We start from the raw sequence: 25993 nt of genomic DNA, 5'->3' as shown, positions 1-25993 counted from the left end.
GAAGCCTGATATGGCCGGTGTATCGCACGTATGCCCATCAGACGCTCTCCAGTATCGCGCCGAACGCGGCGCTCACAATTGCCCGACGGACCGCTGACGCGGGAGGACGGGTAGGTGACGACACCGTGACCGCTCGCACATCTCGTTCCGTATCCGCAGTCGTCGTGGCGGCGCTCGTCGTCCTCGCGACGGACGGCTTCGCCGGTGTCGCGGCGGCCCAGACCGCCAGCGTCACGCAGTCGACGACGGCCACGACCGCGCTCCCCGGCGACGAAGTGACTCTGACGACGACGTTCGAGACGTCTGCCGACACGGGTGCGCCCCAACTGCAACTCGAGTTCCCCGAGGGCTGGGAAGGTGAACTGGACGACACGGACGGTGACGGCCAACTCAGCGACGAGAGCGCCGTCGTCACCGAGGACGTGACGCTCGACGGCGGGGAGAGTACGACCGTCGAGTTCACCGGCATCGATACGAGCGGCCTCGTGCCCGGCGACTACGCACACGGAGTCCTCTCCGAGGACGACACTGAGACGACCACTCTCACCATCGAGCAGGCGAACCGGCCGCCGACGGCCGACGCGGGGGACGACCGGACTGTCGCCGAGGTGACCGCGGTCGAACTGAACGCCACCGGGTCGGCGGACCCCGACGGCGACCCGCTGACCTACAGGTGGACCGAAGCGACCAACACGGGAGTCACGCTGACCGACGCCGACACGGCGACGCCCACGTTCACGTCGCCCGCCGTCGATTCCGCGACGACGCTCACCTTCGAGGTGACCGTCACCGACGAGAGCGGTGCGACGGACACCGACACCGTCAACGTCACCGTCCAACCGACCACCGTGACGGAGGCCGTCGCCAGTTACGGGTCCGGCGACGACGCAACCATCGAGGACGACGAAATCCAGCAGGCCGTCTTCTGGTGGCAGACGGGCGCGGAGGTGCCGGGGACCGGCGGCGAGACTATCACCGACGGCGAGATTCAGCAACTCGTCTTCCAGTGGCAGACGGGCGCGACGGTCACCGGATCGTAGCCGGGGTCCCGCCTCGTTTCGGTGCCACAGTGGGGTTCGAGCGAAAAAGCGAGGAGTCTAAGTGTCCGCCGACAAAGTCGTAACTAATGGCTGCAAGCCGGACCTTCGCCGGACTGTTGGCGGCGACTGCCGTCGGCGTCTATCTGCTGGTCATCGCCGGTGCGACGGCCGCCATCACCGACGCGGTGGCGACGTGCACCACGTGGCCGCTGTGTCGCGGTCCGGTCTCCCTCTCGGAGCCCGAACTGCTCATCGCCCGCGGGCACCGCCTGACTGCGGCAATAGTCGGCGTCCTCGCCCTCGTGACCGTCGGCCTCGGTCTGCGAACCGACGCGTCCCGTCGCGTCAAGGCCACGCTGGTGGCGGGCCTCGCGCTGTACCCCCTCCAAATCGCGCTCGGCGCGTTCGTCGCTACCTCGGGCGCGGCGGGCCAACTCCCCGGCGCGCACCTCGCGGTCGGGATGGCGATTTTCGGCGCGTTCGTCCTCGCGCTGGCGTGGCATCTGGAAGCCGAGACCGGTGACGACGAGGAAGAACCGGTCACCGACCTCTCGCCCGCACCGATGCCCGAGGAAAACGACGAGCGCCCCGTCTCGGCGGCGTCTCTCTCCGCGCGTGAGCGCGTCGTCGCCACCGTCTCCGCGTACTTCCGACTGATGAAGCCGCGGCTGATGTGGCTGCTGTGTCTCGTGGCCGCCGCGGGGATGGCGCTGGCGACGGGGGCGACGGGGACCGACCTCACCGTTCGGACCGTCCTGCTGACCCTCGGCGGCGGCGTCCTCTCTATCGGAGCCTCCGGGACGTTCAACCACGTCCTCGAACGCGACATCGACAAGCGGATGGACCGGACCTCCGACCGCCCCATCGCGACCCACCAGATTCCGGTGCGCAACGCGATGGCCTTCGGTCTCGTCCTCTCCGCGACGTCGCTGTGGCTGTTCTGGCAGGTGAACCTGCTGGCCGCAGCCCTCGGTCTGGCCGCCATCCTCTTTTACAGCGTCATCTACACGCTCGTGCTGAAGCCCAACACCGTCCAGAACACGGTCATCGGCGGGGCCGCTGGGGCGCTCCCGGCGCTCATCGGCTGGGTCGCCGTCGCCGGAACCGTCGGCCTCCCCGGTATCGTGCTGGCGACGGTCATCTTCCTCTGGACCCCCGCGCACTTCTACAACCTCGCGCTGGCGTACAAGGACGACTACGAGCAGGGCGGCTTCCCGATGATGCCCGTCGTTCGCGGCGAGACGACGACGCGGAAACACATCGTCTACTACCTCGGCGCGACGCTGGTCGCCTCGGGCGTGCTGGCGGCGCTGACCTCGCTCGGATGGCTGTACGCGCTGACCTCGGTGGCGTTCGGGGCCGTCTTCCTGTGGACGGTCGTCCGCCTCCACCGCGAACAGACCGAAGCGGCGGCGTTCCGGGCGTTCCACGCTTCGAACACCTACCTCGGGCTCTTGCTCGTGGCCATCGTCGTCGATGCCCTCGCGATATGAGCACGCTCACTCGCCGACCCGACTTCTCGCTCGACCGCGAGACGCTGCTGTACGGCGCGCTCCTCCTCAATACGGAACTCCTGCTGGTCGCATTCCACGTCCTCTTCGGCGGGACGACGGCCACCTCGCTGACCGGCATCGCCCAGTACGTCTACCCGCTGGTCTGGATAAACGTCGGCCTGCTGGCTATCGTCAAGACGACGCCACCGCCCGTCTCGCAGTCCCAACGCCGTAAGGGAATGCTCGTCGCGGGCGCGTACTTCCTCGTACTGGCGGCCATCGGCGGTATCGTCCGCCCGGGGTCGCCCGGCATCGAGTCGTACTTCCAGTTCAACCTGCTGTACCTCCCGCCGGGGTGGAACCCGATGCTTGCGTACTTCGGCGAAGTCGTGTCGGTGACGCTCATCCCGTACAAACTGGTCGGCTACGCCGCCCTGTCGTATCTCGTCTACGTGATGGTGCTGGACTCGGCGGGCCTCTCGTGGGGGACGCTGACCGGCCTGTTCTCGTGTGTCTCCTGCGTCCTCGGGATTCTCGTCCCGGTGGTCTCCAGCGTCCTCGGCGGGACGGCGGCCGTCGTCGGCCAGTTGGTCCCCCAATCGTACGGCGCGGCGACTGTGGTGTACCTCCTCTCCGTCGCGCTCCTGTACTGGCGGCCGTTCGGCCGCTGAGGGCGGGCGTTTTTCTCCCGCGAGAGCGTACCCGCGCGCATGTCGAACGTCGAAGTCGAAATCGAGTACTGCGTCCCGTGTGGATTCCTCGACCGAGCGCTGGCCGTCGAGCGCGCGATTCTCAACGGCCTCGAAGGCGAGTTGGATAAGGTGAGTTTGGTGATGGGGTCACACGGCGTGTTCCGCGTGACCGTCGACGGCGAGGCGGTGTACGACAAGGACGAAGACGACTACGACGTGGACGACATCGTCCGCGCCGTGCGCGCCAGTCTGTAGCGTCGACAGAACGGAACCGCTTTCGGCGGCGATACCGGACGGGCAGATATGGACGAGGTACTGGTCGCCGAGGACGTGCAACGGAGGTACGGCGACACGGTCGCGCTGGACGGCGTGTCGCTGACAGCGACAGCGGGGGAAGTCCTCGCGCTGGTCGGCCCCAACGGCGCGGGGAAGACGACGCTGGTCCGGGCGCTGACGGGGACCACCGACGCCGAGGGGCGTGTCGAACTGTTCGGCGAGTCACCCCGCGCAGTGGACCGGAGCCGAATCGGCCTGCTCCCGCAGTCGTTCTCGCCCCACGAACGCCTGACCGCCCGCGAACTCGTCGCCTACTACGCCGGACTGTACGACGAGACGCGAGACGTGGACGCCGTGCTGGCGGACGTGGGACTCGCGGACACCGCCGACACCACCTACGAGAACCTCTCGGGGGGCCAACAGCGTCGGACCTGCGTGGCGACGGCGCTCATCAACGACCCCGACCTGCTCGTGTTGGACGAACCGACGACGGGCATCGACCCAGCGGGTCGGCAGGCCATCTGGGAGTTGCTCGAGGGCCTCGCCGACCGGGGCGTCACTATCCTCGTGACGACACACTACATGGAGGAGGCCGAACGACTCGCCGACCGCGTCGGCTTGCTCGCCGACGGCCGACTCGCCGCGCTGGACGACCCCGAGCAGTTGATAGCCGACCACGGCGGCGACAGCCAACTCCTCGTCGACGGCACGTTCGACGAGGACGCCGTTTCGGCTATCGACTACCCCGCGCGGACCGCCCTTCGGAACGGGCAGTTGGTCGTCTACGGCGTCCGCCCGGAGTCCATCGGTGGCGTCGTCGACGCTCTCGAGGGCGCTGGCGTCGGCTACGACGGCCTGACGTGGACCGAACCCGACCTCGAAGCGGTGTATCTCGAACTGACCGGCACCGGCGTCGGCCGCGGCGGTGAACCACAGGCGACGGCCGCCGCGTCGGGAGGCCCGCAATGAGCCGTCTCGGCCGACTCCGCTCGGAGTCGCGGGCGGCAGCGCTGGCATTTCTCCGCCGCCGGACGGCCGTCTTCTTCACGTTCTTCTTCCCGCTCATCATCGTCGTCATCTTCGGCGTGTTGGTCCAGACGCGGCCAGGCGGGGGCGGCCTGTTCACCGAACCACCGGCGTACTACGTTCCCGGCTACCTCGCCGTCGTCGTGCTGTTCACGCCGCTGTCCCGGGTCGGGAGCGAAGTCGCGCGGCACCGCGACGGCAACCGCTTCGAGAAACTGGCGACGACGCCGCTCACTCGACCGGAGTGGCTCCTCGCACAGACGCTCGTCAACGTCGTCATCATCGGCCTCGCTGGGATACTCATCCTCGGTCTGATGGTGGTCCTGACCGGGGCGCAGATTCGACCGTCGCCGCTCTTGCTCCCGTTCGTCGCCGTCGGCGTGGGTCTGTTCTGTGGCGTCGGTGCGATGCTCGGCAGCCTCGCCGACTCACAGGACGGCGTCATCTCCGCGAGCAACGCCATCGCCCTGCCGCTGTTGTTCCTGTCCGAGACGTTCGTTCCCCCCTCCCTGCTCCCGGCGTGGCTTCCGACGTGGCTCTCGCCGCTGACGTACTTCTCGCGGGGCGTGCGCGCGGCCACGTCGACGGGCGGCAACGCGCTTCCGGCGCTGACGGTCCTGACCGCGTGCGCGGTGGTGGCGTTCCTCGTCGGCGCGCGACTCCTGCCACGGACGGACTGAATCAGCGCCAATCCGGACTGGGGGCTGACGGGGCGCGCCCGACCGCGCGCCAGGTTCTGTACGGACCCTCATCGGTTGATTTTGTAAGTATTGCCGGATATTTAATCACGTCATACGCCAGTAGACGACGACGCAAAGCAGTGCGGTCTACGACCGGATTAGTCCGTACAGCATCTGAAACAAACGTATTGTGGACTTTCGAGCGATAGATTTCTTATCTAGTTGCCGACATATATGAGGGGTGACAATAGCCCACATCCGAAAGGTTTACTATTATAATTGTTATTCCGCCAGTTGGCATGGCAGAGAATCCATTCGGTGGTAGTGGCAGCGGACTGAACCGACGGGATTTCCTCGGTGGGGTGACCGGGCTACTGGCGGCGGCAGCGTACTCGAGGGACGTTCCGGCGGAAGTCGCCGCGCAGGTGACTTCGGGGGACAGTTCAGACGTTCAGAGCGTGACATCGCCGGACGGATCCATCGAGATGACCGTCGACCTCTCCTCGGGCGTTCCGACGTACAGCGTCTCGGCGAACGGCACGACTTACATCGACCCGTCGCCGCTCGGGTTCAACTTCGCGAACCAAGCGGCGTTCGGGACGGCCATCAGCGGCACGGGCCCGGACATCACGGTGACTGGCACTGACAGCGGCACGGCGACGGAGAACTGGACGCCCCAGTGGGGGGACTTTGCGTCCGTCTCCGAAGACTACAATTACCTGACCATCGGTCTGGAAGAGACGGCCAGTCCGGGCCGGTCGGCGAACCTCCGCATCCGGGTGTTCGACGACGGCCTCGGGTTCCAGTGGGCGTTCGATTCCGAGTTCGGAGACTTCGCCATCACCTCCGAGAACACGGAGTTCAACTTCAGCGAGGACTACACGGCGTGGTGGATCAGAAACGAGTTCGTCAATCCGCGCTTCGAACAGGAGTACAACGAGACGAACCTGAGCGGCATCGACGCCGGGTCGCGAACGATTCGGCCGAACGACAACACGGTCCGGTCGGGGGCGCACACACCGGTGACGATGCAGGCCAGCGACGGCACGTATCTGAGTGTCCACGAGTCGAATCTCGACGATTACGCGTCGATGTCGCTCGCCTCGAAATCTGACACCGGCAGTAAGAACATGGCGACGGAACTCGCGCCGCTTCCCGACGGGACGAAGGTGTCGGCGTCGGCCCCGCACGTCACGCCGTGGCGGACGGTCCAAATCGGCTCCACTCCGGGTGAACTAGTGGAATCGCAGTTGATTCCGCTGCTGGCGGATCCGCTCGACGAGTCCGTGCTACCGACCGCTGGGGGGAGCGTCGACACCGACTGGATAACCGCACGGAAGTACGTCGGCATCTGGTGGACGATGATCGCCGGGTCGGCCAACTGGGAGTACAAGTCCGACAGCGAGATTTCGGGGGACCCGGCGGCGTACATCCACGGGGCGCGAACCGAACGGATGAAACGCTACATGTCCTTCGCCAGTCAGAACGGGATGGACAGCGTCCTCGTCGAGGGATGGAATCAAGGGTGGGACACGTATCCGGGCGACGGGTCCGGATTGGAGATGGGGGTGGCCGACTCCTACCCGGACTTCGACGTGCCGGAAGTGACTGACTACGGCGCGGCCCTCTCTAACTCGGTGGAGATGACCATCCACAACGAGACGGCCGGGAACATCGTCAACTACGAGGACGAGATTCAGAACAACGGCATCTTCCAGGAGTACGAGGACGAGGGCATCCGCTCCATCAAGAACGGCTACGTCTCCGACCCGGGCCTCGGCTTCGAAGGCGACGGCACGTACGCGACGCACAACCAACACTGCCAACTCGCGGTCAACCACCATCGACTCGTCATCGAGCAGGCGGCGGCCGACCGGCAGATGCTGGAGATTCACGAGGGCATCAAACCGACGGGGGAGATTCGGACGTACCCGAACGTCGCCGCGCGAGAGGTCGTGAAAGCCCAGGAGTACGACGGGTTCGGCGCGCTCGGGTCAAACGTCGGCCGCGACCACCACGTCCTGCTACCCTACACGCGGATGCTGGCGGGGCCGACGAGCTATCAGCCCGGTATCTTCGACATCACGTTCAACGACGACGAGGGCGACCAGATTCAGACCACGCGAGCGAAACAACTCGCGATGTACCCCACCTACCTCGGCGGCATCCAGATGGCCGCCGACCGCATCGAGGCCTACGTCGACTCGAGCCTCGAAGTCGGCGAGTTCGTGCAGGCCCAGTCGGGCGAGTTGGACGGGATGATTACCGCCGATAAGTGGCGCAACGCCTACGGCGCGCACTACGTCCCGGTCGACCCGAACCGCGAACCCTCGGGGGCGTCGGTGACCTTCACGGTCAAGAACGTCCCGAGCGCGGGCGACTACGACCTGCACTTCCGGTACGCCAGCGACTCCTCGGCGAACTCCCAGCGGGTCATCGACAATGGCGGCCCGGAGGCGACGCTGTCGGTCAACGGGAGCACCCAGAAAATTCAGCCCAGCTATACCAACTACTGGGACGACTGGGGCATCCATACGACCACGGTATCGCTCGACGCGGGCGACAACACCGTTGCCGTCGAACTGAACTACAGCACCGACGGCAGCGGTACCTGGACCGGCGGCGACGTGGGGGGCTTCAACCTCAACTCCGTGGCCGTCAGCGACGTTGGCGCGGGGTCGCCCGTCGCGGCGGACTACGCCAACGTCGACCCGAGCAAGGAGAACTTCGACACCGAACCCGAGTTCGACTACATCGAGAACGTCCCCGCGAGTTGGGACGAGACGGTGGCCGTCGACGGCGAAATTGGCGACTACATCGTGACGGCGAAGCGCTCGGGCGACGAGTGGTACGTCGGCGCGATGACCGACGAGACGGCCCGCGACGTGACCGTCTCGCTCGACTTCCTCGCCAGTCAGCCCGACGGCTGGACGATGACGAAGTACGCCGACGCGGCCGGGACGGACGTGGACACCAACCCCACGGACGTCGCCATTACCGAATCGAACGTCGCGGCCGGAGACAGTATCACCTTCTCGATGGGCGCGGGCGGCGGGACGGCGCTCCGTCTCGTGCCCGCCGAGTCGTCTTCGAGAACCTTCTCGTCGAGTCTCGGCGACGCGTCGGGCGACGACGCCGGACCGGGCGCGTACACCTACCCGACCGACAGTTCCTTCGAGGACGGCGCGTTCGACCTGCTCTCGTTCGACGTCGATGAGACCAGTTCCACCTACGACTTCACCTTCGAGGTGTCGAACCTCTACGACGCCTTCAGTTCGGGGAACTTCTCGCCGCACTACTTCGTCGTCTGGCTCCGCGACCCCTCGCTGTCGGGCGGGTCGGCGACGGAGAACGGCGACCTGAACGTCACCGCCGAGTTCGACGCGGCGTGGCACTACCGCGTCGACGCCAGCGGCTACAGTCAGGGCGTCATCGACGCGGCGGGCAACAGCCTCAGCACGCCCGGACTGAGCGTCGATCTCGGTGCGAACACGGTCACGCTGTCCGTCGCCCAGAGCACGATGAGCAACGTGGACATCGAGAACGCCGAAGTCGTGCCCGTCGTCGGTTCCGAGGACTACGGCGCGTTCCGCGACGTACAAGAGAGCGCGACCCAGTGGCAGTTCGGCGGCGCGCAGTCCGGGGCCGTCGGCAACGCCCCCAGCATCATCGACATGGTGACCCCCGACGGCGTGAGCCAATCCAGCGCGCTCGCCTACGACGGGTCGACGCTGGCGTCGCTGCCGTTCACGTCGCTGTAAGGCGAACTCACACGAGACCGACATTCGGTTATCGAGGTCTGCTTTCGTTTTTTACGGTCCGCCCGCCGCCGAACGTCGGCGGCCGAGATTGAATTAACCTCGCGGAAAGTTGAGATAGGCGACGAAATAGTTCTTCATCAACGTCCATAATCGTTGGATTTATGGTGCATAACTCATCTTACTGAGGTGGAAATGGTTAGTAGACAATCCAAACAAACTCTTAATGGGCTCAAGCGCCGGGAGTTCCTCGGCGGCGTGGCGTCGCTCGTGGCAGCGGCGGCGTACACGCAAGACGTGCCCGAATCGGTGGCCGCACAGGTCACTGGTGGGGACGACAGCGACACGCAGACTGTCGCGTCGCCCGACGGCAGCATCGGGGTAACTGTCGACGTATCGGGTGGGACACCGACCTACAGTGTCGCGTTCAACGACACGACGTACATCCAGTCGTCGAATCTGGGCTTCGACTTCCAGAATCAGGCGACGTTCGGAGCCAGCGCCGACGGCACCAGCGGTGCCAGCATCACCGTCACCGGCAGCGAGAGCGGGACGGCCACGGAAAGTTGGACGCCCGAATGGGGGGAGTTCACGAGCGTCTCGGAGGACTACAACTACCTTCGACTCGGCCTCGAAGAGTCGAGCGCCCCCGGTCGGTCGGGCAACCTCGAACTCCGCGTCTTCGACGACGGCCTCGGCTTCCGGTTCGTCTTCGACGACGACTTCGCCGCCAACAGCGGCAACCTCGTCGTCAGTTCAGAGAACACGCAGTTCAACTTCGCGGGAGACTACACGGCGTGGTGGATTACGAACGAGTTCGTCAACCCGCGGTTCGAACAGGAGTACACCGAATCGAAACTCAGCGAAATCGACGCTGGCACGCGGACGATTCGACCGACCGACAACGAGATTCGTACGGGGGCACACACGCCGTTGACCGTCAAGGCGGGCGAGAACGCCTACATGAGCGTTCACGAGGCGAACCTCGACGACTACTCGACGGCGTCGCTCGCCGCCGACGCCGACGACGGCGGCACGACGTTCTCGACGCAACTCGCGCCGCTCCCGGACGATACGAAGGCCTCGCTGCAGGCCCCGAACGCGACGCCGTGGCGCACCGTTCAGTTCGCCACGAGTCCGGGTGACCTCGTCGAATCACAACTCATCCCGCTGCTGAACGAGGACCGCGACGACGACGTGCTCCCGAGCGACGGGAACGGCGGCGTCGACACGAGTTGGCTGACGCCCCGGAAGTACATCGGCATCTGGTGGACGATGATCGCGGGCAACGCGCGGTGGGAGTACAAGACCGATAGCGAAGTTTCGAACAACGGCAACGACCCCGCGGCGTACATCCACGGTGCGCGCACAGAGCGCATGAAGCGGTACATGCACTTCGCCAGCGAGAACAGCATCGACAGCGTGCTGGCAGAGGGGTGGAACGTGGGATGGGACTCCTATGGGTCCGACGCCAGCGACACGGGCGCGTCGCTGGAGATGGGCGTCGCCGACTCCTACCCGGACTTCGACGTGCCGGAGATTACGACCTACGGGGCGAACCTCTCGAACCCCGTGGAGTTCACCATCCACAACGAGACGTCGGGGAACCTCCCGAACTACGAGAACGAAATCGAGACGGACGACATCTTCTCGCAGTACGACGACCAAGGCATCCGCTCCATCAAGAACGGCTACGTCTCCGACCCCGGCCTGTTCGGGGACAACCAGTCGTCGCCGAGTCACAACCAGCACTGCCAACTCGCGGTCAACCATCACCGCACCGTGATTCAGGCGGCGGCGGGCGAGCGACAGATGCTGGAGATTCACGAGGGCATCAAGCCGACCGGCGAGATGCGGACGTACCCGAACGTCGCCGCGCGAGAGGTCGTGAAAGCCCAGGAGTACGACGGGTTCGGCGCGCTCGGGTCCAACGTCGGCCGCGAACACCACGTCACGCTTCCGTTCACGCGGATGCTGGCCGGGCCGACGAGCTATCAGCCCGGCATCTTCGACATCACGTTCAACGACGACACCGGCGACCAGATTCAGACCACGCGGGCGAAACAGCTCGCGATGTACCCGACCTACAACGCGGGCATCCAGATGGCTGCCGACCGGGTCGAGGCGTACATCGACGAGTCGTTCGGTATCGGCGAGTACGTCCAAGCACCCTCGGGCGTCTTGGACGGCCTGATTACCGGCGACGACTGGCGCAACGCCTTCGGGACGCACTACGTCGCCGTCGACCCCAACAACGCACCCTCGGGGTCGAAAGTCAGTTTCACCGTCGACAACGACTCGGGGGCTGGTACCTACACCCTGCACCTGCGGTACGCCTCGAACGGGTCGGACGGGACCAACGCGCCGCGTGTCCTGAACAACGGCGAGTGTCAGGCGACGCTGAAGGTCAACGGTAGCGCCTACGACGGCGGCGACGGCAAGATTACGCCGCAGTTCACCAACGCGTGGGACGACTGGCAGATTCACACGGTCGACGTTGACCTCCAGTCGGGCGAGAACACCATCGACGTCGAACTCAACTACACCGACGGAGATTCCTTCTCCGGCGACGTGGGCGGGTTCAACCTGAACACCGTCGGCATCTCCGCACAGGGCGGCAGCGCGCCGTTCCCGGCGGACTACACCGCCCTGACCGACGGCATGGTGGCGAACGAGAACGTCGCTTCCAAGCCCGACTTCAAGTACATCGAAGACGTCCCGGCCGGGGGCTGGGACGAGACGCGCGTCCTCGACGCGTCCATCGGCGAGTACATCGTCACCGCCCGCAAGCAGGGCAACGAGTGGTACGTCGGCGCGATGACCGACGGCAACGGCCGCGCAATCAACGTCACGCTCGACTTCCTCGCCAGCCAGTCCAACGGCTGGAAGATGGAGATGTACACCGACGAAGCCGGTATCGACGTGGACACGAACCCGACCGAGATTCGCCAGACCGAGTCCATCGTCAGTAGCGGCGACACGGTCCTCGCCTCGATGGCTCGCAGCGGCGGGACGGCCTTCCGACTGACCCCCGCATCGTCGAGTGAGGCGTCGAACCTCTCGGCGTACTCGCTCCCCTCGCAGACCGTGAGTTTCAACATCTCGACCGGCCCCGACCTCGACCAGCAGTTCATCACTGCGACCGGGTCGAACACCGGGGACTACATCGGCGGGACGACCGTCGGCATTCAGGTCGACGGCTCCGTCGACGCTATCGAGAACATCCGTCTCGCTCCCGGCGCGTCGGACAAGGACTTCAACTTCGGGTACACGTTCTCCTCGCCCGGGACCTACGACGTGGTCCTGAAGGACCTCCAGACCGACGCTGACCTCGCGTCGGCGACGGTCACCGTGACTCCCGGTGTCTTGGTCGCCGAGTTCACCGACCCCGACGGCGACGACGACGGACCGGGCGGGTACACCTACCCGACCAACAGCGCCTTCCAAGACGGCGCGTTCGACCTCAAGAGCTTCAAGGTGTACGAGTCCGACACGAACTACCTGTTCGCCTTCGAGGTCGACAGCCTCTACGACGCCTTCGGCGGCGATTTCTCGCCGCACTACTTCGTCGTCTATCTGCGCGACCCGTCCCTGTCGGGTGGGACCGCCACGGAGAACGGCGACCTCTCTGTCACGACGGACTTCGAGTCCGGGTGGCACTACCGCGTCGACGCCAGCGGCTTCGGCGGCGGCGTCATCGACGCCCAGGGCAACGACATCGGGTCGGTGAGCAAGCTCGTCAACCTCGACGGGAATACGGCTATCCTCTCCGTCTCGAAGAGCGACGTGGACGATATCGACATCGTCAACACCGAAGTCGCGCCCGTCGTCGGGTCCGAGGACTTCGGTTCGTTCCGCTCGGTCAACGTGGACAACGGCGAGTACGTCTTCGGCGGCGCGGACGCGAACGCACAGAGCAACGCGCCGCGCGTCCTCGACATGCTCACACCGCCCGGCGTGAGCCAGTCCGATGCGCTGGCCTACGATGCCGAGAGCAAGGCGCAGATACCGTTCACGCCGCTGTACAAGGACCGACTCGGCACGAGCGTCGAGCGTATCGCCTCGCTCGAAGACGACACCGGCGACCAGTACGGTCCCGCTACGTCCTCCGACGGCGATAACGCCTTCAGCTACCCGTCGACGGGCGACATCACGCCCGAGGACCACGACATCCAGCAGGTGGACATCTACGAGGACGGCAGCGACTACCGATTCCTCGTTCAGGTGCCGCAGATTCGTGACCCCTTCGGCGGGGACTACGGCTACGGGCTTCAGCACGTCCAGATATACATCCGCGACCCGGCCGCGTCGAACGCGAACACCTACAGCCGAGAGGGTGTCCACGCCTACGACAGCCCCCAGAACATCTTCGGGGAGAGCTACCACCGCCGCATCGTCGCCCACGGGTTCGCGGCGACGACCAACGTCCCGAACAGCGAGGCGACGATTCCGGTCGTCGAGGACGGCAGTTGGAACGTCGTCGCCGACGCCGACAGCGGCGTGAGTACGCGGGCCATCCCCGAGTACAGCGCCATCGAAATCGTGGTGCCACAGAGCGCGATTCCGTCCGGCATCCGCGGCTCGGACATCGTTCCGATGATGTTCAGCTATGCTGGAGATGATGAATATACCGCTGGTGTTCGGAAAGTCGAATCTGACGGCAATGTGAATAGTAAATACGACTTCGGCGGTGCACCGCCGAACTACACTCACAACAACATCCTCGACATCGTCCTGCCCGACGGCGTCTCGCAGGCCGACGTGCTCGACCCGACCGCTTCGGATATCACCGGCAGCGACGACTTCGACGGCTACGACATCCCGTTCGTCGACGGCGAGGCCGTCACGAACAGCGTCCGTGAGGCAGTCGCGGGTCAGGGTCCGGTGACCAGCGCCCACTTCGAGACAGTGCAGGACGCGTACAACAACAACAGCGCGATTCCCGGCACCGACGGGGTGGTGCCGGACTATGCTGACGTGCGGGAACTCGCACGGGAGGCGAACAAATGAGCGATACCTCACGACGGGCGCTCGTCGCGCTCGTCTTGGCAGTGCTGACGGTCGCAGCGGCTCCCGCCGGAATGCTCGGTTCCGTCGCGGCATCCTCTCACACCGGGAACGCGGGTAACACCGGCGCGTGGAGCAGTTATCAAGCAGACACGACCAACACCGGCAACACGACGACGCCCGTCCAGTTCGGCGGCCTCAACTTCGAGTGGGGGACCGACAGCGGCGACGGGACAGACATCGCGTCCAGTCCGGCCGTCGTCGACGGCACGGTCTACGTCGGTGACGACGACGAAGTGCGCGCCTACAGCGTCGCCGACGGCTCCGAGACGTGGTCCGCGACGGTGAACGGCCAAGTGTACGGCACGCCCGCCGTCCACGACGGGGCTGTCTACGCGGCGACCGAGGACGGCTACGTCTACAGTCTCGACGCGAGCGACGGGTCGCAGAACTGGGAGGCGAGTGACCCGAACGGTGCTATCTACGGGTCGGCCACCGTCGCCAGCGACGGAACCGTCTACGTCGCCAGCAACGACGGCTTCGTCTACGCGTACGCCTCCGACGGCTCGCTGAGTTGGTCCCACGACCTCGGCTCGGCGGCCGGTCGGACGACGCCCGCGCTCGACGAGGATAACGACGCGCTGTTCGTCGGCGACCGCAGCGGGGCACTCCACCGCCTCGACAGCGGTGACGGCAACGAGCAGTGGCAGGTCGACGTGGCCGGTGGCGCTATCAACGCGCCCGCCGTCCACGACGAAACGGAGACCGTCGTCGTCACCGCGACCGACGGCACGGTCGCCGCCTACGACTTCGACGGCAACCAGCAGTGGAGCGACACCTCAACCTACGACGGCGTCTTCTCCAGCCCCGCCATCCACAAGGGCGTGGCCGTCGTCGGGTCACAGAGCGGCATCGTCGCCGCCCACGACATCGATTCCAGCGGTTCGGCCGTCTGGACGGAGACGTACGACACCGCGGGGACACTCGGTATCGCCGTCTCGACGGCGAACGATACCGTCTTCGCCGCCGGTGACAACGGCAACATCACCGTCATCGACGCCGACGCTGGCGAAGGGCGCTTCCAGGTGGAACCGAACGGCGACACCGTCGCGACTGCGCCCGCCATCTCCGGAACCGACATGTTCATCGGTACCGACGACGGCACGGTGGAGAAGTTCGCCGCGCTACGTGTAACGTCAGTCTCAGCGCCCGATACCGCGGAGCAAGCGTCACCGTTCACCGTCGACGCGACGTTCGAGAACACCGGTTCGACCAGTGCGTCGCCGAACTGGGGCGTCGTCGTCGGCGACGATACGTCGGCCCAAGACGTGCAACAAATCGACATCGCGGCCGACTCGACGACCACCGTCTCCTTCGAAGCGACCCACGACGGGTCCGGGTCGACGACGGTCCGCGTCGGTCGACAGACCGAGACGGTCGACGTGCAAGCCCGGTCCATCTTCAGCGTCACCTCGATTTCGGCCCCGAGTTCGACCACCGAGGACGAGGCGACGACTATCACGGCCGACATCCAGAACAGCGGTGACGCGAGCGGAACCTACACCGCCGAACTGAAAGTCAACGGCACGCTCAGGGACACGAAGGAAATCACGGTCAACGCAGGCAGTACCGACACTGTCACCTTCGAGCACGAGTTCAAGTACGTCCGAAACAACGAGGTGACCATCGGCTCACAGAGCACCATCGTCACGGTGACCGAGGACGGAACGTCCGGTGGTAGTTCCGGCGGCAGCAGCGGTGGCGGCGGCGACGCCGGTAACGTTGACGACGATACGGAGACGGAAACCGACGAACCGGCGACGGAATCCGAAACCGAGTCCACCGAGGACGAGACGGAGACTGAAGCACCGGAGACCGAAACCGCGACTGAATCCGTCGAAGACGATCAAGGCGACGATTCGTCGAGCGGATCGGACTCCGACGGCGGTACCGAAGACAGCGACAGTAGCGGGGAGAACGACGACAGCGACAGCGGCGGCGAGAGCGAACCCACGGCCACCGTGACCACGGAAGGGTCCGGCCCCGGCTTCACCGCCGTCGTTGCGCTGCTGGCCATCGTGGCCGCCGCGCTCCTCGCGACGCGCCGCGACGAATAACGGGACCGTCCCGTCTGGAACGTCTCTTTCTTTCGCGACCGGTGAGCGACAGCCGTCGCCGGTGAACGAGGGCACCGAGTCAGTTAGTCGTCGGTCGAGAACAGTCCGTCGCGGAGCGACGGCCCGGCGACCGCGAACAACAGCGCCGCTTCGCCCCGGGGGACCCAGCCGTAGACGTGGTTGAGCATCACGTACGTCACGAGGCCGAGGAAGAGGCTCAGGCCCCACGCGGCGACGGCGATGCGGCCGACGCGTGCGTGGGCCGTCTCGCGGAGTTCCGCGACGGAGTGCGTGACTCCGAGGACGACAGCGTGGACCACGACGGGGACGGACACCGCCGACAGGAGGATGTGGATGGCGAGCATCACGATGTAAGCGCCCCAGACGAGTCCCGTCGCCTGAATCTCCTTCTCGAAGCCGCCGCCGACCTTCAAGAGGTACATCACGAGGAACGCGAGGATGAGACCGAAGGCGGTCAGCATCGCCGCGCGGTGCTTGCGTATCTGGTTCGTCTTGATGAAGTAGACGCCGACGACGATGGCGCTCAACGCGGCGGCGTTGACGACAGCGATAGCGTCCGAGAGGAGGATGACCGTCTGGTCGCTGATGGACGGGAACGGGAGGACGCCGCCGAACGTGGCGAAGACGAGTGCGTATCCGACGACGGAGGCGGCGGCGGTGACGAGCCGTGGTGATGCACGGGCGCGCGACTGGAGTCTGTCTGCGACTGCCATACGTCCCACTCGGGAAGCGAACGGTTTCCGTGTTCTGGAACGAGAAAAGCGGCTATCGAGGGCTCAGGCGAACGTCCGGGAGACGTCGTCGTCCTCCTCCTCTTCCTGCTGAATCTTCTCCCACGCGTCGAGGAAGTCGGTCATGGTGACCTCCGTGCGGTCGTCGCGGATAGCGAACATCCCCGCCTCCGTACAGATGGCTTTCACGTCGGCGCCGGATGCCTCCTCGACGGTTTCGGCCAGTTCCTCGAAGTCCACGTCGTCGGCGACGTTCATGCCGCGGGTGTGAATCTGGAAGATTTGCTTGCGACCTTCGAAGTCCGGCTTGGGGACCTCGATAAGGCGGTCGAAGCGGCCCGGGCGGAGGATAGCGCGGTCGAGCATATCGAAGCGGTTCGTGGCGGCGATGATGCGGATTTCGCCGCGGTCGTCGAAGCCGTCCATCTCCGAGAGCAGTTGCATCATCGTCCGCTGGACCTCGGCGTCGCCGGAGGTCTTCGAGTCCGTCCGCTTGGCCGCGATAGCGTCGATTTCGTCGATGAAGACGACCGCTGGTTCCTCCTGCCGGGCGAGTTCGAACAGATCCCGGACGAGTTTCGCGCCCTCGCCGATGAACTTGTGGACGAGTTCCGACCCGGCCATCTTGATGAAGGTGGCGTCGGTCTCGTTGGCGACGGCCTTCGCCAGCATCGTCTTGCCGGTGCCGGGCGGGCCGTGCAGGAGGACGCCGCTCGGGGGGTCGATGCCCACGTCTTCGAACATTTCGGGGCTGATGAGCGGCATCTCGACCGTCTCCCGGACCTCCTCCATCTGTTCCTCGATGCCGCCGATGTCGGCGAAGGTCACGTCCGGCGACTGGTCCACCTGCATCACGCGGGCGCGCACGTCCGTTTCGCTGTCGAGTTGCTTGACGATAGAGAGAGAGTTGTTGACGGCGACCCGGTCGTCCGGCGAGAGGTCTTCGCGCATCTCGTCGGTCACGTCGGTGAGCGCCTCCTGATTGTTGCCGTGCTGTTTGATGATGACGCCGTCGTCGCTGAGTTCCTGCACCGTCGCGACGAACAGTGGCGACTGCTTCAGTTTCTTGTTCTCGTGGGTGAGGCGTTCGAGTTTCTGCTGGAACTTGTTGTTCTCGGCGTTGGCGTCCAGCAGTTTGTCTCGCATCTCCTCGTTCTGTCCTTCGAGCACCTCGAGGCGTTCCTGCAGCGCCTCTATTTTCTTCTGTTTCGAGGCGTCCTCGTCGTACGGCAGGTCCACCTCGTCGACGGTGTCGGTCATTACGCAATCTCTAGTGGGTGAATCATTATGAGGCTTCGGGTAGTCCCAGATTTCGATACGGCCAGCAGAAGGCCTATAACCCTCGCATTTGGCCATCCCGGATTGAGAATCCGAACCGGCAGTTTTCTGTCCCGCCGTGGGCTATCGCCGCGCATGCCTGAAGAACCGGAGTCTGTCGTCGTCGTCGGTGGCGGTGTCGCGGGCCTCTCCGCGGCGCTGTTCACCGCACGAGCAGGCGTCTCGACGCGTATCGTCTCGACGGGCGAGTCGATTCTGAACCGGAACGCGCATCTCGAAAACTATCCGGGTTTCCCGGCCGGTATCAACCCGCGACTCCTGCTCGAACTGATGCGGGCGCAGGTCCGCCGGGCGGGCGGGTGGTTCACCGACGGCGAGGTGACTCGCGTGACGCCCACCGACGACGGCTTCGAGACGGCCACCGCCGACGGCGAAGAGTTCGAGTCGACGTACGTCGTCGCGGCGTCGTGGTCGGACGCGAGCTATCTGCACGGCCTCGACCTCGAGTTCGTCGACCGCGGGAGCAAGGAGTTCGTCGGCGTCGACGACGGCGGACGAACGAGCGTCGACGGCCTCTACGCCGCGGGACGACTGGCCGAACAGCACCATCAGACAATCGTCGCCGCGGGCCACGGTGCGCAGGTCGGATTGGCGCTGGTCGAGGACAGCGACGTGGACTTCTACCACGACTGGACGGCCCCGGAGGGCTACTTCACCGACCGCGGTCGGGAGGTGCCGCCGGGATGTGAAGAGATATCCGAGGCGGAGCGCCAGCGACGCGAGGAGGAGTCACTCGAAATGATGAAGCGCTACTTCGAGGAACCGATGCCGGGCGAACCGACGATGCACCCCAGCATCGCCGACGACGAGTAGCGTCACAACTCGATTTCGACGCGACGGAGCCGAGCGATACGCTCGTCGGTCGGCGGATGCGAGCGGGTTTCGACGTGGAACGTGTCGTCGGGCGGCGACCGCTCGAATCCATGTGGTAAGAAGCAGAGGCCGCGAACCCCGTCGTAGGCGCGGCGCTTGTCTCGCTCGGGTGTCGCCGCCGCCCCGTCGTCCAGTCGTTCAAGCGCCTCGACCAGTGCCGACGGATTTCCGGTGAGTCTGGCGGCGCTCCGGTCGGCCGCGAACTCGCGGGCCCGCGACAGCGAGCGCGCGAGGACGACGACGGGCGCGGTGAACACGCCCAACAGGACCCCGCCAAGACCGACCGTCGCGGCGAACAGGAACGCGACGGCGAGTGCGAATTCGAGCGACCCGACCGGTGCGTCGACGAACCGGACGCTCAGTACCGCGGCGACAGCGAGACCGACGGCACCGAAGACGACCCGACGGCTGGGGAATCCGGGGAGTAGGTCGTCGAGCGGGCCGTACTCGCCGTTCGTGAGCGCGGGGAGGAAACTCGCGAGGGTCATCACCGTCGCGTCGCGATTCTTGACGTGCATCAACTCGTGAGCGAGGACGGCGTCGAGTGCCGCCCCGTCGAGCGTCGACAGCAGTCCCTCGCTGACGACGACAGTGGCGCTCCCGAACGTGCCGACCGCGAAACTGTTCGGGACCGAACTCTCGGCGACGGCGAGCGTGGGAACGGACATGTCCGCCTGCTGGCAGAGTCGCTGGACCCGGTCGTGGAGGGCGGGGTAAGCCTCCGGACCCACCACGCTGGCATCCACGGCCGCGAGCGTCTGTCGGCGCGTATAGCGCAGTTGCGCCCAGACGAAGGCGAGCAGCGACGGCGCGACGACCGCGACCCACCACGCGATAGCCGACCCCACCGGGAGCACGCGAGCGAGAGCGGCACGGAGCGGGGCGAGCCACGGCGTCAGCAGGGCCGCCACCGTCAGCACCACCGCGAGGTCGACGGCCAACAGCAGAGAGAGGGTGAACAGAATTCGGCGGGTGAGTGTCCCCATTCGTCTTCTTAGAGTTGTCGGCAACCCATCAAAATCCTTCTGGTGACTTCGATTCCCGTCGAAGCGAGGGGAATACTTTAGATTCATTGGCAGAAATTTACGGCCAGTGCCCTCTACCCTCGTCCGTGCGGCTCTCGCCCTCCTCTGTGTCTGTGCCGTCGTGTTCGCGACAGCGCTGTTTCCGGCGGCTCTCGACGTCGGCCTCGACCAGCCCGCTCCGGTCGAGGCATCGACGCCGAGGGCCACACCGACCCCGACCCCGACACCGACGGCAACTCCCACGCCGACCCCAACGCCCGTCCCCGACGCTTCGACTGGCGGTGGCGGCGGGCTTCCGGATTTCTCGTGGCTCTCGACGTTCTTCGCGTTGCTCGGTCTCGCCGCCGTCGGCTACGTCGGCGTCCTCGCCGTGCGCTCCTCGGAGGGAGTCGACGGCGGCGTCCTCACCTCGCTCCTCGCCCGTCTCCGGCTACCCGCCATCGTCCAGCGGATTCCGCAGGTCACGACGGCCATCCTACTCACCGGGTCCTCGGCGCTCGCGACCGTGGCACGCGGCGTCGGGAGCGCGGTCCGCGGCGTCGGTCGCGGCCTTGCCGCCGGTATCGGTCCGATAGGACGGGTCCTCGGCCGCTCGCTCGCCGCACTTCCGGCCGCCGCCGTCGCCCTCATCGCCGCGCCGGTTCGCTCCCTTACCGGCCTCCGCGGCGGCGGATTCCTCGCGCCCCTCCGTGGCGGCTTCGACCGCCCTGCATTCCTCCGGCCCGACGACCCGACGACGGAGGACGCCCGAAACGCGACCGACATCCCGCCAGCCCCCGACGAATCCGGGGCGACCGACACCGGCCCGCTATCGGTTCGCGAGGCGTGGGAACGACTCGTCGGTGCCGTCCCGGTGTCGAACCCCGACGCGACGACGCCCGGGGAGTACGCTCGGCGGGCCGTCGACAGCGGTCTGCCCGCCGGGCCGGTGTGGCGGCTGACCGACCTGTTCCGGGCCGTCGCCTACGGCGGCGCGTCCGAAACGAACGACCGGATTACGGCTGCGAGAGACGCCATTGAAGGTATCTTCGACCGGGGTGACGACTCGTGAGCCGGACCGCACAGCGAGACCGGAGCGCCGAGACGGAGGACGAAACGGAGGGCGCGACCCGGGCCGACACTCAGCGGTCGCGCGTCGGGATGCAGTCATCCGACTCGGAGATAACGGCCCGGACGCGCATCGACGGAACCACCGACGCCGACGACCCCGGACGACGCTGGATACCGTTCGCCGTCGTCGGCGTCGTCTCGCTCGCGGCGGCCGTCGTCGTCGCGACAGTCCCGGGCTTGCTCGGTGCGCTCGGGGGCGCGGGCGCGACGGCGACGCTCCGAGTCGCGGCCGCCGCACTGGCCGCCGTAGCCGGACTCGGCGGCGCGTACGGCGTCGCACGTCGGGCGGGGCGGAGCGAGGCCGACGAAACCGAGTTCGGAGGGCCGACCGGCGCAACCGGGCCTACCGACGGCGAGGACGAGAGCGCCCTCGTCGGCGCGGAGTTCGACCGGCTACTGACGGCAATTGACGGCCGGGTCGACCCGCACCATGGCGTCCAACTCAGCTACGCGGCCGACGTTCGGCGACACCTCCGAGCGACGGTCGAGCACTCTCTCGTCCGGGCCACAGGGTGTTCAGCCGCGGACGCCGAGCGCGCCGTGGAGACGGGTACGTGGACGGACGACCGGCGCGCCGCGCAGTTCGTCGGCGGTGACGAGGTTCCGGCCCTGCCGCTCCCGATGCGACTCCGCGACTGGGCCAGCGGCGAGGGCTTCGACAGGAAGGTACGGGCGACTATCTCCGAGATTCGCCGCCTCCGGGAGGGCGAGTCTGCGTGACCGACCGTCACGGCGGACGGCCCGCGGTCGGCCTCTCGGTTGCGCTTGTCACCGGTGCTATCGGCGTCGTCACCGGCAACGCGGCCATCTTCCTGGCGTCGACCGTCGGCCTCGTGTACGCCGCCTACGAGGCGGCGACCAGCGACCCGGTCCCGGAACTGACCGTCGAGCGGTCTATCGACACCGCGAACCCGCGACCCGGCGAGACGGTGAGCGTGACCGTGACGGTTCGGAACGACGGCCGCCGCTACCTCCCCGACGTGCGCCTCGTCGACGGCGTTCCCGAGCGACTCAGCGTCGTCGACGGGACGCCGAGCATGGGGACCACGCTGGAGTCCGGCGCGAGCGACTCGGTCACGTACGCCGTCGAGGCCCGCCGCGGCGACCACGTCTTCGGCGAGACGACCGTCGTCTGCCGGGACCTGAGCGGGACGACAGAGCGACGGGAGACGGCGCTCGTGGAGACGGCCATCGAGAGTTCGGCCGACGTTGGGACTCCGCCGCTCCCGGCGCAGACCCTCCCGCGAGCGGGGCAGGTGGAGACCGAGAGCGGCGGCGACGGGGTGGCCTTCTACGGCGTCCGCGAGTACCACACCGCAGACCCGATGCGCCGTATCGACTGGAAGCGGTTCGCGCGGACGACGGAGTTAGCGACCGTCGAGTACCGGGAGCGGTCGGCCGCGACGGTGGTCCTGCTCGTGGACGCCCGATACCACCGCTCGGCCCGGCCCGAAAGCCCCACTGCCGCGCAGTTCTGTGCGTACGCCGCCGAGCGACTGGCGGCGACGTTCCTGGCCGAGAACGACCGCGTCGGCGCGGCGCGGTTCGGCGGGGACGCGTACCTCACGCCGGGCGCGGGCCGGACGCAGCAGCGCCGCCTCACGGAGTTCGTCCGCGAGTCCGTCGACGGGTCGATGGCCGACGGTTCCGCGACGACGGTTCTGACCGAACCCCGTGGGGGCGACACTTCTCCGGCGTCGGTGAAGGAGAGGGAGCGCGTCGAGCGACTTTCCCGGCGGGTGCCCGGGGAGGCCCAGGTCGTGTTCTGTACGCCGCTGTTGGACGAGGAGGCGGCGGACGCCGCGAAGCGACTCGCCGCCCGCGGGCACGCGGTGACGGTAATTAGCCCCGACCTCACCGACACGGGGACGCCGGGCGGGACGCTGGCCGAGTTCGACCGCGACGAACGACTGGACGACCTCCGGCGGACGGTCAGGGTGGTCGACTGGACGCCGACCGACCCATTGGCGGCGGCGCTCGCGCGGGCCTCGGCGGGGTGGTCGCAGTGACCGACGCCGACACCCGACCTGTCGAACCGACCGCCGCGTTGGCGGGGACCGTCGCGGTTGCACTCGCCGTCGCCCTCGGCCTCGCCATCGACGGACCCCTTCCGGTTGCGGCGGGCGTGACGGGCGCGCTACTGGTCGCCGCGGGGGTCTGGGCGCTCGACGGCGAGACGAACGCGCGCGTCGCGGTCGGGAGCGGCGGTCTCGTCCTCGGGACGCTCGCCCTCGGCGCGGCGACCCTCCTCGCGGCGGGAAGCTACGCCCTGCCGGTCCACCTCCTCTGCTGGTGGGCCGTCCTCTGCGTGGTCGTCGACGCGGCGACGGGCATCACCGCCACCGAAGCGCTGGGGACCGCGCTCCGCGAGAGCGGGAACGCCCTGCTCGTCGGCGTCGTCGTCGCCGTCCTCCTGAACCTGAACGCGGAGTTCAACATCCTCACCGCCGTTGCCGTGATGACCCTCGCCGTGGCCGTCGCCGACCCCTTCGGCGCGTTCGTCTCGCTCCAACTGGCCGTCCTCGGCACCAGTTGGCTGCTGTCCAAGGTGACGCCGGTCCTCGACGATTGGCTTCCGGCGGAGGGCGCGGCCCGCAACGGCACGCTCCGGACGCTCGACGAGGCCAGCACCGTGCCGAGAGAGGTCCCGAAGACGGTCTGGGCGCTCGTCGCCGCCGAGTGCGTCCTCCTGTTCGTGCCCGCCGTCCGGGCGCTGTTCGCGACGTTCCTCGATGGTCTCCCCGTGCTCGGTCAGGTCCTGCGTGTCCTGCTGTCCGGTCCGCTGCACGTCCTCGTGGCGGCGATAGCCGTCGCGCTCTGTACCGTCCTTCTCGCCGACGTGGCCCGCTACTGGGTCGCCGATTGGCTCGGCGAATCACCAGCCGAGACCCTCGCGTTGCAGGCCGGTGGGCTGTTCACCACCGCGGTGGTCCTCGTCGGCACCGCCGTCGCGACCGCTCTCGGCGCCTCGCTGTTCGGCGCTCCCGCGACCGGGATGAGCGCCGTGGTCGGCCCCGCCGCCGTCGTCCTCTGTAGCGTGGTCGCGGCGCTTCTCGTCGTCGGTCTCGCCCTCCAATCCGCGAACCTGTTGGCGGCGTACGGCGTCCTCTCGTCGTCGACGGCCGGGTTCTCACTCGGGAGCGCGCTGCTGTTCGGGGCGACGCTCTGGGCCGCGGAACTCGGCGTGGGGACGCCCCTCGTCGTCGGCGGCGTGGCCGCGTCGCTGCTGGTCTGGGACCTCGGCACGCACGCGAGCGGCATCGGAGCGACGCTGGGTCGGGCCGCCGAATCGACCGACAGCCAGTTCGTCCACGCGACCGGGAGCGTCCTCGTCCTCGCGGTGGCCGTCGGCGTGGCCGTCGCCGCGCGCTATCTCCTGGTGCCCGCACTCGCGCCACCCGCGACGCAAGCCGCCGCGTGGCGCTCGGTCGTCGCCCTCGGACTGGTGCTGGTCGCGATACTCGCTTTCGCCGCCGCGTCGGCGCTTCGTGGCGGGCGGCCGAGCGGCGAGTGAGAACCGGGACTTTTAGCCCCGGACGGCGAAGGGCGAGCCATGTTGCAGGGAGTCAACGTCGTGTTGGGGGTTTCAGGCTCCATCGCCGCGGTCAAGACGGTGGAACTGGCCCACGAGTTGCGCCGCGAGGGGGCGAACGTCCGGGCCGTGATGACAGACAGCGCGACGAGCATCGTCCACCCGTGGGCCGTCGAATTCGCCACCGAGCACGACGTAGTGACCGAACTGACCGGTCGAGTCGAACACGTCGACCTCTGCGGCGTCGACGGGTGGGGCGACGTGCTCTTGTTGGCACCCGCGACGGCCAACACCGTCGGGAAGGTGGCCGCGGCCATCGACGACACGCCGGTGACGACCTGTGCGACGACGGCGCTCGGCGCGGGCGTGCCCGTGGTCGTCGCGCCAGCGATGCACGAACCGATGTACGACCACCCCGGGGTCATGGACGCCATCGAGCGCGTCGAGTCGTGGGGCGTCGACTTCGTCGACCCGCGCATCGAGGAGGGGAAGGCGAAGATAGCCAGCGAGGAAGCCATCGTGACCGGCGTCGCACGGGCCGCCGGGAACCGACCGCTCGCGGGCCGCCACGTCGTCGTCACCTCCGGCGGAACCACCGAGTCGGTCGACCCGGTCCGGACCCTCTCGAACCGTGCGTCGGGCCGGACCGGGCGGGCCGTCGCTCGGGCGTGTTACGTCGCGGGCGCGGACGTGACGCTCGTCCACGACGGTCCCGACGTGCCGTACGCGACCGTCGAACGGGTCGAGTCGGCCGCCGAGATGACCGCCGCCGTCACCGACGCGGCCGAACACGCCGACGCGCTCGTCTCCGCCGCCGCAATCTCCGACTACACGGTCGAACGCGTCGACGAGAAGATAGCGAGTGGACAGGACCGCCTGACCCTCGAACTCGAACCGACGCCCAAACTCATCGACACGGTCCGCGAGGCTCACCCGGACCTCGCCATCGTCGGCTTCAAAGTCGAGTCCGAAGGCGGCGATGACCGCCTTCGCTCGCGGGCGCGGGAACTCCTCGACCGGGCGGGACTGGCCTTCGTCGTCGCCAACGACGTGAGCGTGATGGGCGACGCGGAGACCAGGGCGCTTCTGGTCTGGGCCGACGACGACAGCGAGTACGTCGGCGACAAGGGGGGACTCGGTGACCGTGTGGCCCGCGAACTGGCCGTCGAACTGGGCGAACACCCACCCGCGGCCGAGTGATTGCGAAATAGTTTTGCGTATTCCGTTGTTCGCTTCGGATAACGACTGTAGCGCTCGTCAGACACACACAGACA

At 67.1% G+C, this 25993-nt stretch carries 18 protein-coding genes and 1 pseudogene; 16 read left to right on the top strand and 3 right to left on the bottom strand.

The genetic code is table 11. The annotated features are described in order from the left end of the window. Window positions 1-17 precede the first annotated feature (17 nt). The 10 genes and pseudogenes from NJQ44_RS07425 to NJQ44_RS07380 all read left to right on the top strand — a co-directional run bounded on the left by NJQ44_RS07425 (window position 18) and on the right by NJQ44_RS07380 (window position 16089). Window positions 18-1040: a PKD domain-containing protein gene (locus NJQ44_RS07425; RefSeq protein WP_254274047.1), complete on the top strand. Its 1023-nt coding sequence runs from the start codon at window positions 18-20 to the stop codon at window positions 1038-1040. 86 nt (window positions 1041-1126) lie between these two features. Next, window positions 1127-2533 (top strand): heme o synthase, encoded by a 1407-nt coding sequence (locus NJQ44_RS07420; protein ID WP_254274046.1) that lies wholly within the window; start codon window positions 1127-1129, stop codon window positions 2531-2533. Further along, entirely contained in the window at window positions 2530-3204 is a 675-nt protein-coding gene (locus NJQ44_RS07415) for a DUF7546 family protein (RefSeq protein WP_254274045.1), read from the top strand. The genes NJQ44_RS07420 and NJQ44_RS07415 overlap by 4 nt, the downstream gene beginning before the upstream one ends. 39 nt (window positions 3205-3243) lie before the next feature. Further along, a complete protein-coding gene (locus tag NJQ44_RS07410) occupies window positions 3244-3480 on the top strand; it encodes a SelT/SelW/SelH family protein (protein WP_254274044.1) in 237 nt (78 codons plus the stop codon). Window positions 3481-3528: 48 nt separating this feature from the next. Next, entirely contained in the window at window positions 3529-4470 is a 942-nt protein-coding gene (locus NJQ44_RS07405) for an ABC transporter ATP-binding protein (RefSeq protein ID WP_254274043.1), read from the top strand. Continuing rightward, window positions 4467-5207: an ABC transporter permease gene (locus NJQ44_RS07400; protein WP_254274042.1), complete on the top strand. Its 741-nt coding sequence runs from the start codon at window positions 4467-4469 to the stop codon at window positions 5205-5207. Before NJQ44_RS07405 ends, NJQ44_RS07400 begins: the two co-directional genes overlap by 4 nt. A gap of 299 nt (window positions 5208-5506) precedes the next feature. Next, window positions 5507-8968 (top strand): glycoside hydrolase family 97 N-terminal domain-containing protein, encoded by a 3462-nt coding sequence (locus tag NJQ44_RS07395; protein ID WP_254274041.1) that lies wholly within the window; start codon window positions 5507-5509, stop codon window positions 8966-8968. A gap of 192 nt (window positions 8969-9160) precedes the next feature. Beyond that, window positions 9161-12988 (top strand): annotated as a pseudogene (locus NJQ44_RS07390) (glycoside hydrolase family 97 N-terminal domain-containing protein); the annotation flags it as partial. Next, the gene (locus tag NJQ44_RS19560) at window positions 12971-13975 is read left to right on the top strand and encodes a glucodextranase DOMON-like domain-containing protein (protein ID WP_254274324.1); all 1005 of its coding nucleotides are present in this window, start codon (window positions 12971-12973) and stop codon (window positions 13973-13975) included. The pseudogene NJQ44_RS07390 and the gene NJQ44_RS19560, both read left to right, overlap by 18 nt. Beyond that, on the top strand, window positions 13972-16089 hold the full coding sequence (locus NJQ44_RS07380; RefSeq protein ID WP_254274040.1) for an outer membrane protein assembly factor BamB family protein: 2118 nt from the start codon (window positions 13972-13974) through the stop codon (window positions 16087-16089). Before NJQ44_RS19560 ends, NJQ44_RS07380 begins: the two co-directional genes overlap by 4 nt. 83 nt (window positions 16090-16172) lie before the next feature. Here the strand turns inward: NJQ44_RS07380 and NJQ44_RS07375 are convergent, their stop codons facing one another. Then, window positions 16173-16823, bottom strand: coding sequence for a DUF420 domain-containing protein (locus NJQ44_RS07375; RefSeq protein ID WP_254274039.1), 651 nt, complete (start codon window positions 16821-16823; stop codon window positions 16173-16175). 63 nt (window positions 16824-16886) lie between these two features. After that, window positions 16887-18101: a proteasome-activating nucleotidase Pan1 gene (pan1, locus tag NJQ44_RS07370; RefSeq protein WP_254274038.1), complete on the bottom strand. Its 1215-nt coding sequence runs from the start codon at window positions 18099-18101 to the stop codon at window positions 16887-16889. Between the two features lie 153 nt (window positions 18102-18254). Between pan1 and NJQ44_RS07365 the strand changes: the two genes are divergently transcribed. Next, window positions 18255-18992 carry an FAD-dependent oxidoreductase gene (locus NJQ44_RS07365; protein ID WP_254274037.1) on the top strand — a complete coding sequence of 246 codons (738 nt, stop codon included), beginning with the start codon at window positions 18255-18257 and terminating at the stop codon, window positions 18990-18992. A 2-nt stretch (window positions 18993-18994) separates the two neighbouring features. On the opposite strand, the gene NJQ44_RS07360 is transcribed toward NJQ44_RS07365, so the two are convergent. Continuing rightward, window positions 18995-20038 carry a M48 family metalloprotease gene (locus NJQ44_RS07360; protein ID WP_254274036.1) on the bottom strand — a complete coding sequence of 348 codons (1044 nt, stop codon included), beginning with the start codon at window positions 20036-20038 and terminating at the stop codon, window positions 18995-18997. Between the two features lie 106 nt (window positions 20039-20144). On the opposite strand from NJQ44_RS07360, the gene NJQ44_RS07355 reads away from it, so the two are divergent. Genes NJQ44_RS07355 through coaBC form a run of 5 tightly spaced genes read left to right on the top strand, consistent with a single transcriptional unit; the run spans window position 20145 to window position 25919 of the window. Continuing rightward, window positions 20145-21128, top strand: coding sequence for a DUF4129 domain-containing protein (locus tag NJQ44_RS07355; protein ID WP_254274035.1), 984 nt, complete (start codon window positions 20145-20147; stop codon window positions 21126-21128). After that, the gene (locus NJQ44_RS07350; RefSeq protein WP_254274034.1) at window positions 21125-21907 is read left to right on the top strand and encodes a DUF7269 family protein; all 783 of its coding nucleotides are present in this window, start codon (window positions 21125-21127) and stop codon (window positions 21905-21907) included. Before NJQ44_RS07355 ends, NJQ44_RS07350 begins: the two co-directional genes overlap by 4 nt. Further along, complete coding sequence (locus tag NJQ44_RS07345) at window positions 21904-23196, top strand: DUF58 domain-containing protein (protein WP_254274033.1); 1293 nt, start codon at window positions 21904-21906, stop codon at window positions 23194-23196. Before NJQ44_RS07350 ends, NJQ44_RS07345 begins: the two co-directional genes overlap by 4 nt. After that, window positions 23193-24701, top strand: a complete 1509-nt coding sequence (locus tag NJQ44_RS07340; RefSeq protein ID WP_254274032.1) for a DUF7519 family protein — start codon at window positions 23193-23195, stop codon at window positions 24699-24701. The genes NJQ44_RS07345 and NJQ44_RS07340 overlap by 4 nt, the downstream gene beginning before the upstream one ends. Window positions 24702-24740: 39 nt before the next feature. Further along, entirely contained in the window at window positions 24741-25919 is a 1179-nt protein-coding gene (coaBC, locus tag NJQ44_RS07335) for a bifunctional phosphopantothenoylcysteine decarboxylase/phosphopantothenate--cysteine ligase CoaBC (protein WP_254274031.1), read from the top strand. Window positions 25920-25993 lie beyond the last annotated feature (74 nt).

It is taken from the genome of Haloarcula marina (assembly GCF_024218775.1).
In the GTDB taxonomy this organism is placed as follows: Archaea; Halobacteriota; Halobacteria; order Halobacteriales; family Haloarculaceae; genus Haloarcula; species Haloarcula marina.
The sequence above is the reverse complement of the archived record's forward strand: the minus strand, read 5'-3'. Positions and strand labels throughout refer to the sequence as shown.